The sequence below is a fragment of the Streptomyces sp. M-16 genome (assembly GCF_052114405.1).
Lineage (GTDB): Bacteria > Actinomycetota > Actinomycetes > Streptomycetales > Streptomycetaceae > Streptomyces.
Map to the genome: position 1 here is coordinate 1 of NZ_JBFRER010000015.1, position 13,388 is coordinate 13,388.

Annotated in this window: 9 protein-coding genes; 8 read left to right on the forward strand and 1 reads right to left on the reverse strand. The window is 70.9% G+C overall.

Annotation, left to right across the window (positions count from 1 at the left end; genetic code table 11):
* Nucleotides 1-426: 426 nt before the first annotated feature.
* The 3 genes from AB4039_RS09610 to AB4039_RS09620 all read left to right on the forward strand — a co-directional run bounded on the left by AB4039_RS09610 (nucleotide 427) and on the right by AB4039_RS09620 (nucleotide 3,543).
* A complete protein-coding gene (locus AB4039_RS09610) occupies nucleotides 427-1,029 on the forward strand; it encodes a PadR family transcriptional regulator (protein WP_266840339.1) in 603 nt (200 codons plus the stop codon).
* Nucleotides 1,030-1,079: 50 nt separating this feature from the next.
* Nucleotides 1,080-2,162, forward strand: coding sequence for an inositol-3-phosphate synthase (locus tag AB4039_RS09615; protein WP_266840337.1), 1,083 nt, complete (start codon nucleotides 1,080-1,082; stop codon nucleotides 2,160-2,162).
* Between the two features lie 106 nt (nucleotides 2,163-2,268).
* On the forward strand, nucleotides 2,269-3,543 hold the full coding sequence (locus tag AB4039_RS09620; RefSeq protein ID WP_266840335.1) for an MFS transporter: 1,275 nt from the start codon (nucleotides 2,269-2,271) through the stop codon (nucleotides 3,541-3,543).
* 96 nt (nucleotides 3,544-3,639) lie between these two features.
* Here the strand turns inward: AB4039_RS09620 and AB4039_RS09625 are convergent, their stop codons facing one another.
* Nucleotides 3,640-5,091 (reverse strand): CCA tRNA nucleotidyltransferase, encoded by a 1,452-nt coding sequence (locus AB4039_RS09625; RefSeq protein WP_442270506.1) that lies wholly within the window; start codon nucleotides 5,089-5,091, stop codon nucleotides 3,640-3,642.
* Between the two features lie 184 nt (nucleotides 5,092-5,275).
* On the opposite strand from AB4039_RS09625, the gene AB4039_RS09630 reads away from it, so the two are divergent.
* The 5 genes from AB4039_RS09630 (at nucleotide 5,276) to AB4039_RS09650 (ending at nucleotide 13,323) form a co-directional block, all read left to right on the forward strand.
* Entirely contained in the window at nucleotides 5,276-7,543 is a 2,268-nt protein-coding gene (locus AB4039_RS09630) for a DUF6049 family protein (RefSeq protein ID WP_442270507.1), read from the forward strand.
* A gap of 46 nt (nucleotides 7,544-7,589) precedes the next feature.
* Nucleotides 7,590-9,764 (forward strand): murein biosynthesis integral membrane protein MurJ, encoded by a 2,175-nt coding sequence (gene murJ, locus AB4039_RS09635; protein ID WP_266840329.1) that lies wholly within the window; start codon nucleotides 7,590-7,592, stop codon nucleotides 9,762-9,764.
* A 126-nt stretch (nucleotides 9,765-9,890) separates the two neighbouring features.
* Nucleotides 9,891-11,609 carry a protein kinase family protein gene (locus AB4039_RS09640; protein ID WP_266840327.1) on the forward strand — a complete coding sequence of 573 codons (1,719 nt, stop codon included), beginning with the start codon at nucleotides 9,891-9,893 and terminating at the stop codon, nucleotides 11,607-11,609.
* 26 nt (nucleotides 11,610-11,635) lie between these two features.
* On the forward strand, nucleotides 11,636-12,346 hold the full coding sequence (sigM, locus tag AB4039_RS09645) for an RNA polymerase sigma factor SigM (protein WP_266840325.1): 711 nt from the start codon (nucleotides 11,636-11,638) through the stop codon (nucleotides 12,344-12,346).
* Complete coding sequence (locus AB4039_RS09650) at nucleotides 12,343-13,323, forward strand: hypothetical protein (RefSeq protein ID WP_266840323.1); 981 nt, start codon at nucleotides 12,343-12,345, stop codon at nucleotides 13,321-13,323. Before sigM ends, AB4039_RS09650 begins: the two co-directional genes overlap by 4 nt.
* The last annotated feature ends 65 nt before the right edge of the window (nucleotides 13,324-13,388 follow it).

A 13,388-nucleotide genomic window follows, 5' to 3' on the forward strand; every position in this document is an offset into this window, starting at 1 on the left:
GGGCGGGGTGTGTCCCGCGGCCGGGCCGGCGGACGAGGCGGTGGGCGCGTCCCGCCCGGGGCCGTAGCCCCGTCCGGGGTGCGGCTGGGCAGCCCGGCGGGGGGCGGCGCGGCCGCCACCTTGGGACTGCGGCGGTTTGCGGCGGTGCTCGCTCATCGAACGACTACTCCTCGGGCAGGCGAGTGGCCTGGAAGCGGCAAGTGATTCCGGTTCCCCCGGTGTCTTGCCGCACAGACTACGCACGGTCAAAACCCAACCAGTGCCGAAGTTCACCCCAAATCAGGCAACCTGCGTCGTACGAATTAGTGATGTGACGCCGGTCACCACGCCACCACTTGTCGCTGACGGCCGCCCGTTCTATCGTCTGGATGTATCGAGCCGATACATCAGCTCGGCATAAACTCAGAGGCAGAGAGGAACAGGCGGATGAGCAGGCGCTCAGGCATCCTCGAATTCGCCGTCCTCGGCCTGCTTCGCGAATCCCCCATGCACGGGTACGAGCTGCGCAAGCGGCTCAACACCTCGCTGGGGGTCTTCAGGGCGTTCAGCTATGGGACTCTCTATCCCTGCCTCAAGACGCTGGTCGCCAACGGCTGGTTGATCGAGGAGCCGGGCAGCGCCCCGGAAGACGCCGTCGCCGCTTCACTCGCAGGGCGCCGCGCCAAGATCGTCTACCGGTTGACGGCCGCGGGTAAGCAGCACTTCGAAGAGCTCCTCTCCCACACCGGCCCGGACACCTGGGAGGACGAGTCCTTCGCCGCCCGCTTCGCCTTCTTCGGCCAGACCGAACGAGAAGTGCGGATGCGCGTGCTGGAGGGCCGCCGCAGCCGGCTGGAGGAGCGCCTGGAGAAGATGCGCGCCTCCCTCGCCCGGACACGGGAGCGCCTCGACGACTACACGCTTGAGCTGCAGCGCCACGGAATGGAATCCGTGGAGCGTGAAGTGCGCTGGCTGAACGAGCTCATCGAGAGCGAGCGGGCGGGACGGGATCAGAGACGGCCCGGTCCGCCCGACGAAACTGCAAAGTGAGGCCTGCATCTCGCAGGCCTCGTTCCGAGAACAAACAGGGAGCAACCGGAATGGGTTCGGTTCGCGTAGCCATCGTCGGCGTGGGCAACTGCGCCGCCTCGCTGGTGCAGGGCGTCGAGTACTACAAGGACGCCGACCCGGCGGCCAAGGTCCCCGGTCTGATGCACGTCCAGTTCGGCGACTACCACGTGCGTGACATCGAGTTCGTCGCCGCGTTCGACGTCGACGCGAAGAAGGTCGGCCTCGACCTCTCGGACGCCATCGGCGCCAGCGAGAACAACACCATCAAGATCTGCGACGTCCCGAACGCGGGCGTGACCGTGCAGCGCGGCCACACCCTGGACGGCCTGGGCAAGTACTACCGCCTGACCATCGAGGAGTCCGCCGAGGCCCCGGTCGACGTGGTCCAGATCCTCAAGGACCGTCAGGTCGACGTCCTGATCTGCTACCTCCCCGTCGGTTCCGAGGACGCGGCGAAGTTCTACGCCCAGTGCGCCATCGACGCCAAGGTCGCCTTCGTCAACGCCCTCCCGGTCTTCATCGCCGGCACCAAGGAGTGGGCGGACAAGTTCACCGAGGCCGGTGTCCCGATCGTCGGCGACGACATCAAGTCGCAGGTCGGCGCCACCATCACGCACCGCGTGATGGCCAAGCTGTTCGAGGACCGCGGTGTCCGTCTTGAGCGCACCATGCAGCTCAACGTCGGCGGCAACATGGACTTCAAGAACATGCTGGAGCGCGACCGCCTGGAGTCGAAGAAGATCTCCAAGACGCAGGCCGTCACCTCGCAGATCCCCGACCGTGAGCTCGGCGAGAAGAACGTCCACATCGGCCCGTCCGACTACGTCGCGTGGCTCGACGACCGCAAGTGGGCCTACGTCCGCCTCGAAGGCCGTGCCTTCGGCGACGTCCCGCTGAACCTCGAGTACAAGCTCGAGGTGTGGGACTCCCCGAACTCCGCCGGTGTCATCATCGACGCCCTGCGCGCCGCGAAGATCGCCAAGGACCGTGGCGTCGGTGGCCCCATCCTGTCGGCCTCCAGCTACTTCATGAAGTCCCCGCCGGTGCAGTACTTCGACGACGAGGCCTACGCGAACGTCGAGAAGTTCATCAAGGGCGAGGTCGAGCGCTAGCCGAACCCCAGGGTCCTGACGGACATCTGGTCTTCGACTGTTCTTCCGCCGAGGGTCCCCGGGCAAATGTGCCCGGGGACCCTCGGCGTGTGTGACCCTTGCCCTCATGCCTGTCGTAGGTGATCTGCGCGTACTCCTGCGCCTGAGGGACTTCCGCAACCTGCTGGCCGTACGGCTGCTCTCCCAGGCCGCCGACGGGGTCTTCCAGGTGGCGCTCGCCACCTACGTGGTCTTCTCCCCGGAGAAGCAGACCTCGCCCGCGGCCATCGCCTCGGCCATGGCCGTACTGCTGCTGCCCTACTCCGTGATCGGCCCCTTCGCCGGCGTGCTGCTGGACCGGTGGCGCCGCAGGCAGGTGTTCCTCTACGGCAACCTGCTGCGGGCCCTCCTCGCCTGCGTGACCGGCCTGCTGATCGTGGTCCACGCACCCGACTGGCTGTTCTACGCCTCGGCGCTGTCGGTGACCGCCGTCAACCGCTTCGTCCTGGCCGGCCTCTCCGCCTCCCTGCCCAGGGTCGTCGGCCCCGGCCAGCTGGTCACCGCGAACGCCCTCTCTCCCACCGCCGGGACCCTGGCGGCGACCGCCGGCGGCGGCCTCGCCTTCCTCGTACGGCTGCTCGTCTCCGACTCGAACGCCCTCGTCGTCCTCCTCGGCGCCGCCCTCTACCTGTGCGCGGGCCTGGCCGCCCTGCGGCTGGCCGTCGGCCTCCTCGGACCCGACCACCCTCCGGGCAGGGTCCATCCCTCGGTCGTCGAGGGGGTCGCCCTCACGGCGCGGGGCATGGTCGAGGGGCTTCGGCACCTGGCCGCCCGGCGCGAGGCCGCCCAAGCGCTCACCGCGATGACCCTGATGCGGTTCTGCTACGGGGCCCTGTTCGTGATGCTGCTCATGCTCTGCCGCTACGCCTGGTCGGACAACGAGGCCGACGGCCTGGCCCTGCTGGGCATGGCCATCGGGTTCTCCGGCGCGGGCTTCTTCGCCGCCGCCGTCGTCACCCCCTGGTTCGTCGGCCGGCTCGGTACCCGCAGATGGATGGCCGTGTGCGCCGCCGGGGCGGCCGTCCTGGTCCCCGCCCTCGGGCTGGCCTTCGCCCCCGGGCCGATGCTCGTCGCCGCGTTCGTCCTCGGCCTGGCCACCCAGGGGGTCAAGATCTCCACCGACACGGTCGTCCAGTCCCAGGTGGAGGACGACTTCCGCGGGCGGGTCTTCTCCGTCTACGACGTCCTGGTCAACGTGGCCTTCGTCGGCGCGGCCGCCGTGGCCGCCCTGATGCTCCCGGCCGACGGCCGCTCCGCCGTCCTGGTCGTGAGCGTGGCCGTCCTCTACGCCCTCACGGCGCTGCTGCTCCGGCGGCGGGTTCATGTTTCACGTGAAACATGAACCCGGACCCCCGGACCCGAACCGACCCGCCGATGTTTCACGTGAAACATCGGCACCGGCCACCGCGGGAAACGTCTCCGGGTGGCGAACCGCACATCAGCCCTGGGCGGCCTGGGCGGCCCACCACTCCTTGAGGGCCACCACGGCGGCGTCGCGGCCCATCGGGCCGTTCTCCAGCCGCAGCTCCAGCAGGAACGCGTACGCCTTGCCCACCATCGGCCCCGGGCTGATCTCCAGCACCCGCTGGATCTCGTTGCCGTCCAGGTCCGGACGGATCGCGTCGAGCTGCTCCTGCTCCTGGAGCTGCGCGATCCGCTCCTCCAGGCCGTCGTAGGTCCGGGACAGCGCGTTGGCCTTGCGCTTGTTGCGCGTGGTGCAGTCCGACCGGGTCAGCTTGTGCAGCCGGTCCAGCAGCGGTCCCGCGTCGCGCACGTAGCGCCGCACCGCCGAGTCCGTCCACTCCCCGTCCCCGTAGCCGTGGAAGCGCAGGTGCAGCTCCACGAGCCGGGACACGTCCTTGATCATGTCGTTGGAGTACTTCAGCGCGGTCATGCGCTTCTTGGTCATCTTCGCGCCCACCACCTCGTGGTGGTGGAAGGAGACACGGCCGTCGCTCTCGAAGCGGCGGGTCCGGGGCTTGCCGATGTCGTGGAGCAGGGCCGCCAGCCGCAGGACGAGGTCCGGGCCGTCCTCCTCCAGCGCGATCGCCTGCTCCAGAACGATCAGCGAGTGGTCGTAGACGTCCTTGTGCCGGTGGTGCTCGTCCCTCTCCAGCCGCAGCGCGGGCAGCTCCGGGAGCACCCGGTCCGCGAGGCCGGTGTCCACGAGCAGGCCCAGGCCCTTGCGGGGGTTCGCGGACAGCAGCAGCTTGTTCAGCTCGCCCTGCACCCGTTCCGCCGAGACGATCTCGATCCGGTCGGACATCTCGCGCATGGCGGCCACCACCTCGGCGGCGACCTCGAAGTCCAGCTGCGCGGCGAACCGGGCAGCGCGCAGCATGCGCAGCGGATCGTCGGAGAAGGACTCCTCCGGGGTGCCCGGGGTCCGCAGCACGCCGGCGGCCAGGTCCTCCAGGCCTCCGTGCGGGTCGACGAACCGCTGCTCCGGCAGGGCCAGGGCCATGGCGTTGACGGTGAAGTCGCGCCGGACCAGGTCCTGCTCGATGGAGTCGCCGTAGGAGACCTCGGGCTTGCGCGAGGTGCGGTCGTACGCCTCGGAGCGGTACGTGGTCACCTCGATCTGGAAGCCGTCCTTCTGCGCGCCGACGGTGCCGAAGGCGATACCGACGTCCCATACCGAGTCGGCCCACGGCCGGACGATCTTCAGTACGTCCTGGGGGCGGGCGTCGGTGGTGAAGTCGAGATCATTGCCGAGACGCCCGAGCAGCGCGTCGCGGACGGACCCGCCGACCAGGGCGAGACGGAAGCCCGCCTCCTGGAAACGGCGGCCGAGCTCGTCGGCGACAGGGGCGACCCGCAGCAGTTCGCTGACCGCGCGGCGCTGCACCTGACTCAGGGCACTGGGGGTGTCTTCATTGGCGTTCGGCACAACAGAAAAGGGTACGTGGCCCGCCCGGCAGGGGCTCCCTCGTTTCCCGGCACCCCCCGTACCGGTACCCCCGGCCCGTGGCGATCATGTGGAGCAAGGCGCGGCACTCGCGCACAGCGCACCTCGTTACCATTCGTGGACGCAGAAACGACGACCACTGACACTTCGAGGGACGGGCGAGCGCGTGGCCGAGGCGGCAGACATCCAAGGGGCAGCTCCCGCCCCTGCCCGGCGCCGGTGGCTGCGGCGGGCGGTCGTCCTGCTGACCGGGACGCCGGTGCTGGCCGCCCTGATCTACGCCCCGGCCCCGCCGGCGCAGGCCGCAGACGGCTCCGTCGACGTCCAGCTGACCGAGGTGTCCCCCAGCGCACCCGTCAAGAGCGACACGCTCACCATCCAGGGCAGCGTGGTCAACAACGGCCGCGAGACGATCAAGGGTGCCCACGTCGGACTGCGGGTCGGCCCCATGCTCGGCGACCGCTCGTCCATCGGCGAGGTGGCCGACCGGAAGGGCTTCCGGCCCGGGGTGGACCCGGGCGAGATCGATTCCGCCTTCGCCGTGAAGATCGACTCCCTGCCTTCGAAGGTCGACCAGCAGTTCACGATCAAGGTCCCGGTCAACAAGCTCGACCTGGGCGCGGACGGCGTGTACCAGCTCGGCGTCTCCCTGTCCGGAATGACCGACAGCCGTCCGCACGAGCAGGTCCTGGGCATCCAGCGGACCTTCCTGCCCTGGCAGCCGGACCCCGCCGCGAAGCGCTCCTCCCTCACCTACGTGTGGCCGCTGGTCTCCACCACGCACGTCACCGCCGAGACCGGCTCGGACGAGGTGCAGACCCCCGTCTTCCTCGACGACTCCCTCGCCGACGAGCTGCGGCCCGGCGGCCGCCTGGAGCGGATGGTGTCGCTCGGCAAGGACCTCCCGGTCACCTGGGTCATCGACCCCGACCTGCTCACCACCGTCGACGCCATGGCCAAGGGGTACCGGGTCCGCAGCCCCGACCCCGACGGCAAGCCCGTGCAGGGCAGGAACAAGGCGCTGGCCGAGCAGTGGCTGAGCGCCCTGGAGACCGCCGTACAAGGCAAGAAGGTCGTCGCTCTGCCCTTCGCCGACCCCGACATCGCCTCGCTCGCCCACCACGGCAAGGACGTCTCCGGCACCCTGGGCCAGCTGCGGCCCGCCACCGACAAGGCGAAGCAGGCCGTAGAGACGGTGCTCCACGTCACACCGTCCACCGACTTCTCCTGGCCCGTGGACGGAGCCATCGACCCGTCGATCGTCAACGTCGCCACCTCGGCCGGCGCGCACAACGTCCTGACCCGCAGCGACAGCCTCCAGGAGACGGGCACCCTCGGCTACACCCCGAGCGCCGCCCGCCCGATCGGCGCGGGCACCACCGCGGTCGTCGCCGACGCCGACCTGTCCACCGCCTTCGACGGCGACATGGCCCGCGCCGGGAACTCCACGCTGGCCGTCCAGCAGTTCCTCGCCCACAGCCTGGCCCTCAACCTGCAGAACAGCGAAGAGCCCCGAAGCTACGTGGTCGCGCCCCCGCGCAGGCCCACCGCCAGCCAGGTGGAATCGATGGCGACCGCCCTGCGCGGTCTCCAGGCGGCCCGCTGGACCCAGCCGTCCGACCTGGAGGCGGCCGCCGCGGCGAAGCCCGACCCGGGGGCAGCGACCCAGGTCCCCGGCGCGGGCCAGTACTCCGAGGCACTGAGCAAGCAGGAACTCCCGGTGTCGGCGTTCGAGCAGATCCGTACGACGCAGAACACCCTCGACCACTTCAAGGTCATCCTCACCGCGCCGGACCGCGTCGAGATCCCCTTCGGGAACACCACCAACCGGGAGATGTCGACCTCCTGGCGCGGCCGCCCGGACGAGGGCCGCGTCTACCGGGACCAGGTCCAGGACTACCTGATCGGGCTCACGGACAAGGTCAAGGTCGTCCCCAAGTCGGACGCCACCCTGTCCGGGCACAGCGCGACCATCCCGGTCAGCGTCCAGAACAGCCTCGTCCAGGACGTCCACAACCTCGTACTGCGCGTGAAGTCCGCGAATCCCACCCGTCTGACGATCGGCGACGGTGGTGAGGACGAGCAGGAGGTCTCCGTCCAAGGGGGCCACAGCCAGACGGTAAAGTTCACCGCCAACGCCACGGCGAGCGGCCCGGTCGAGGTCACTGCGCGGCTCTTCACCAAGGACGGCGTGCCGTACGGCAAGGAACGCAGGTTCACCGTCGACGCCACCGAGGTCACCCCCACCGTCATGCTCGTCATCGCGGGCGGTGTGCTCCTCCTGGTTCTGGCGGGCATCAAGATGTACGCCAGCCGCAAGCGCGTCGCCGCGCGCGCGGTCGCCGAGGAGAGCACGCAGCCGAGTGACGTGTCCACGGACACCGGACCGCAAAGCACCGAGGGGTCCGGGACGAGTGAGACAGTGGACCGTTGAGCGATGCCGTGGCCGGTCGGCCTGGGGACGATGAGGTGGGGTTGCGATGAACGCGCCGTACGACGGTGACCGCGCGCAGGGCACTGGTGGGCCGACGCCCCCCCAGGGCACTGCTCCGGGCGCCCCGGTGCCCGGGCAGGTTCCCGCGCCCGCGCCCGCGCCGGACCACGACCCGTATGTCCAGGACGCCTACGCCTACGACCCCTACCGGGGGCAGGACCTGTCGGCCCAGGATCCCGTCGCCGAGGTCCTCTACGACCGGGCCTCGCACCCTCCGCCGCCGCCGGGCACCTACCAGGAGCCGGGTCCGCTCTACGCGGCCCCGCAGGCCCCCTCGCACGGGCCCGACCCGCGGGTGTGGGCCCAGACCCCGCCGCCCGAGCCCGACGGCCCCTCGCGCCACCTGCCGTACGGCGACCACGCGACGACGACGCAGTTCGTCGGGGTGGACTCGCTCGTGACGGAAGCCACCGAGGAGCAGCCGGAGGCCGACGCCTTCACCCACCTCTACCGCGACCAGCAGGCCGCCCCGGGTACCCCGGCCCAGGAGGCACCCGTCGCGGCCCCCGCGCCGACCAAGCCCGCCGGGCGGGCCTCCAGCCTGCTCAAGTCGAGCGCCCTCATGGCGGCCGGCACGATCGTCTCGCGCATCACCGGCTTCGCCCGCACCCTGGTCATCGCGGGCGCCATCGGCGTCGCCACCCTCAACGACTCCTACCAGGTCGCCAACACCCTGCCGACGATGATCTACGTCCTCGTCGGCGGCGGCGCCCTCAACGCCGTCTTCATCCCGCAGCTCGTGCGCGCCATGAAGAACGACGAGGACGGCGGCGAGGCCTACGCCAACCGCCTGCTCACCCTCGTCATCACGCTGCTCGGCGCGGTCACCACCGTCTGCGTCCTCGCAGCCCCGCTCTTCATCCGCATGATGTCGCCGACGATCGCCGGCGACCCGAAGCGCCTCGACGTCGCCGTGGCCTTCGCCCACTACTGCCTGCCCACTATGTTCTTCATGGGCGTCCACGTGGTGCTCGGTCAGATCCTCAACGCCCGGGGCCGGTTCGGCGCGATGATGTGGACCCCGGTCCTCAACAACATCGTCGTCATCGCCACCTTCGGCGCCTTCATCTGGGCCTTCGGCGGGTTCACCGCCTCCGGCGTCTCGGAGGCGACCATCACGGCCGAGGGCGTCCGCCTCCTCGGCATCGGCACCCTGCTCGGCCTCGCGGTCCAGTCCCTCGCGATGCTGCCCTACCTGCGCGACGCCGGGTTCAAGCCGCGCCTGCGCTTCGACTGGAAGGGCCACGGCCTCGGCAAGGCGGCCGGCCTGGCCAAGTGGACGTTCTTCTTCGTCCTCGCCAACCAGATCGGCCTCGTCGTCGTCACCCAGCTCGCCACCGCGGCCGGCACGGCCGCCGAGAAGCAGGGACACGGCGGCACCGGCATCACCGCCTACAACTACGCGCTGCTGCTGTGGCAGATGCCGCAGGCCATCATCACCGTCTCCGTCATGACGGCCGTCCTGCCGCGCATCTCCCGCTCCGCCCACGACGGCGACGCCGCCGCGGTCCGCGACGACATCTCCTACGGCCTGCGCACCTCGGCCGTCGCCATCGTGCCCTGCGCCTTCGCGTTCCTCGCGCTCGGCGTCCCGATGGCCACCCTGCTCTACGCGAGCGCCGGCAAGGACGCCATGAACATCGGCTACGTCCTGATGGCCTTCGGCCTCGGTCTGATCCCGTACTCCGTCCAGTACGTGGTCCTGCGCGGGTTCTACGCCTACGAGGACACCCGGACCCCCTTCTACAACACCGTCATCGTCGCGGCCGTCAACGCCGGTGTCTCCGTCCTGGCCTACTTCGTCCTGCCCGCCCGCTGGGCGGTCGTGGGCATGGCCGCCGCGTACGGCCTCGGCTACGTGGTCGGCGTCGGCGTGGCCTGGCGACGCCTCAAGACCCGGCTCGGCGGCGACCTCGACGGCGCCCACGTGATGCGGACCTACACCCGGCTGATCGGCGCCTGCGTGCCGGCCGCGGCGGTGGCGGGCGGCGTCGCCTACGGCATCACCCACTGGCTGGGCAGCGGAGCCACCGGTTCCCTCGTCTCCCTGATCGGCGGCGGCATCGCGCTCGGCGCGGTCTTCCTGATCGCCGCGAAGCGGATGAGGATCGAAGAGCTCAACTCCATGGTCGGAATGGTCCGCGGACGACTGGGCCGCTGATGCGAAGACCCGTTGACGGACCGGACCCCGATCGCGTGTCGTGCAGAGCGCCGGACTGTGGGCACAATTGGCATGGCTTCGCAGACTGGCCGACAGCGCGCAACGGATGGGGAGGCAGGGACGACGGTGGCGGAACGTAGCACGGCTGCCGTCGACGTGGCCGACAACAGCGGCGAAGAGCCGCTGACCGCACACGCGGGCAAGGCCACGGCCGACGGGGTGGACACCCAGAACGGACGAGCCGCGGACGGACCCATGCCCGAGAAGGACGGCGAACGCAGAAGTACGGCCCCCACGGCCGCACCCGAACTCCACAGCGGCCACAAACTGGCGAGGCGCTACCGGCTGGAGGAATGCGTCACCCGTCTGGACGGATTCAGCAGTTGGCGGGCGATGGACGAGAAGCTCCGCCGCGCGGTGGGCGTCCACCTGCTCCCCGCCGACCACCCCCGGGCCCGCACGGTACTCGCCGCCGCCCGCTCCTCCGCCCTGCTCGGCGACCCCCGGTTCGTCCAGGTCCTCGACGCCGTGGAGGAGAACGACCTCGTCTACGTCGTCCACGAGTGGCTGCCCGACGCCACCGAGCTCACCGCCCTCCTCGCGGCCGGCCCGCTGGAGCCCCACGACGCCTACCAGCTGGTCAGCCAGGTCTCCCAGGCCATGGCCGCCGCCCACCGCGAGGGCCTGGCCCACCTGCGCCTGACGCCCAGCGCGATACTGCGCACCTCCACCGGTCAGTACCGCATCCGGGGCCTCGCCGTGAACGCCGCCCTGCGCGGCATCACCAGCGAAACCCCGCAGCGGGCCGACACCGAGGCCATCGGCGCACTGCTGTACGCCGCCCTCACCCAGCGCTGGCCGTACGAGGACGACGCGTACGGCCTGCGCGGCCTGCCCAAGGGTGTCGGCCTGCTCGCCCCCGACCAGGTCCGGGCCGGTGTCCACCGGGGTCTCGGCGAGCTCGCCATGCGCGCCCTGGCCAACGACGGCGCCACCGCGTCCCGTCAGGAGCCCGCCTGCACCACGCCGGAGGAGCTCTCCAAGGCCGTCGCCGCGATGCCCCGCATCCGGCCGCCCGAGCCCGCCTTCACGGCCCCTCCGGAGTACCAGCACACCACCTACCAGCAGGGCAGCTACGGCCGCCCGGCGCCCATCGGCGCACCCACCACCCAGGTGGCCTCGGTCCCGCCGCCGCCCCCGCTGCAGAGCCGCACCGGCCGCGCCCTCAAGTGGAGCGTCGCCGCTCTCCTGATCGCCGCCCTAGGCCTGGGCAGTTGGCAGCTCGCGGACGCGCTCCTGGGCCACGGGAAGCAGGGCACCGGCGAGACCCCGCGCACCCAGCAGCAGAAGACGGACGACAGGCCGGAGAAGAAGGAGCCCGCGCCGCTCTCCGTCAAAAAGGCCGCGGAGTACTACCCGGACGGCACCCCGCAGAACGCCGACGGGGTCTCCAAGACCCTCGACGGGGACACCTCGACCTACTGGCGCACCAAGAGCTTCCTCGACGGCCCCGAGGTCAAGATCAAGTCCGGTGTCGGCATCATCTACGACCTCGGTTCCGAGCGAGAGGTCAGTGCCGCCTCGATAGGGCTGAGGTTCGCAGGGGACCACACCACGCTGGCGCTGTACGCGACCGACTCCATGCAACCGGCGAAGCCGGTCGGCGGCATGAAGAAGATCGCGGGCACGACGACCAACGACACCGCGGTCAACCTGACCACCGACAACCCGGTCAAGACGCGTTACGTGCTCCTGTGGATCACCGCCATGCCACAGGCGCCCTACGACGACTACAGCAGCGCCGGGTTCAAGCAGGGCATCACGGACGTGAAGTTCAAGGGCTGACGCACGCCAGGGGAGGGGGCTCACCGTTGGACGAAGCCGCGACCGGCGACCGCAGCGACCAGGAACTCCTGGCGTTGCACGTCGACGGTGACCCCCACGCCTTCGGTGAGCTCGTACGGCGCCACCGCGACCGGCTGTGGGCCGTCGCGCTGCGCACCCTCGGCGACCGGGAGGAGGCCGCCGACGCCGTCCAGGACGCGCTCGTCTCCGCCTACCGGGCCGCCCACACCTTCCGCGGCGACTCGGCCGTGACCACCTGGCTGCACCGGATCACCGTCAACGCCTGCCTCGACCGTGCGCGCAAGGCCGCCTCCCGCCGTACCTCGCCGCTCGACGACACGGACCGGCTGGAGCGCCTCCTGGAGCCCCACGAGTCCGCCGAGGCCCCCGCGGAGCGCCAGGACCTCCACCGCCAGCTCCTGGCCGCCCTCGGCACCCTCCCGGCCGATCAGCGGGCCGCGCTCGTCCTCGTCGACATGCAGGGATACCCCGTCGCGGAGGCCGCCCGGGTCCTCGGCGTGCCCTCCGGCACCGTGAAGAGCCGGTGCGCGCGGGGGCGGGCGAAACTCCTCCCGATGCTCACTCATCTGCGCACGAATGCCGGGGATAACACCGCCACCGAGCGGGGAAGGAACCGGACGCCGGGGACACCCGTCCCACCTGCGGCAGACTCCAGGGATTCCGGGCCGAGGAATCCGGACCCAGACGTTGTGAAGGGCGGAGGTGGACGACCGTGAGCCCGACGACCGGCACTGCCGGCACGATCCGGCACCCGGAGGTCTCCGAGATCTCCGACCTGACCGAAGGCCTGCTCTCCCCGTCCCGGACCGCCGAAGTGCGCCGACACCTCGGTGACTGCTCCCTGTGCGCCGACGTCCGTGCTTCCCTCGACGAGATCCGGTCCCTCCTCGGCACCCTCCCGGGGCCGCCCCGGATGCCTTCCGCCGTCGCCGGACGCATCGACGCCGCGCTGGCGGCCGAGGCGCTGCTGGACGCCACGGCCTCCCGCGCCGCCACTCCCGCGTCCGCCCCCGAACCCCGAGCCGATGTCGATGTCGATGTCGATGTCGAAGCCCAGGCTGATACGGACGCCCGTGGCGGTGTTTCACGTGAAACACCGCCACCCGCGTCCGGCCGGGCCGGGGCCCTGCGGCCCTCCGGTCACCCTTCCGGCCCAACCGGTCCCGGCCGGCGCCGCGCACGCCGCCGGATCGCCGTCCTCGCGGGCCTGACGGGGGCGGCCGCCTGCGTACTCGGCGTCTACCTGTTCGGCGGCCTCACCGGCACCGGCTCCCACGACAACGCCACCCATGCCACGGCCAGCTCCGCCGCCCGGTCCGCGGACACCGGCGGATACACCGCTCAGGGGCTCCGTGGGAACGTCCAGCGGCTCCTCGCCACGGCGACCGAGGGGCAGTCCAACAAGACCATGGGCCTGGACACGACCTCCCCGGAACAGGCCCCCTCCGACCGTCAGGCATCACCGGGGTCCGCGTCGGTCCCGCCGTGCGTCCAGCAGTCCACCGGCCGTGCCGAGGCCCCGCTCGCCTCCGAGCGCGGCAGCTACCAGGGCATGCCCGTCTACCTCCTCGTGCTTCCACATCCGGACGACCCGTCCCTGGCAGACGCCTACCTCGTGCCCGCGGGCTGCGCCGACGATCCGGCCCAGGCCCCCGGAAAGCCCCTTCTGACCAGCACCTATCCCCGGAGCTGACGGATTCGGGAGCCGAACCGGGCACGTTCCCGGCCGGAGGCGGATCTGAGGGGAATGCTCGCGCC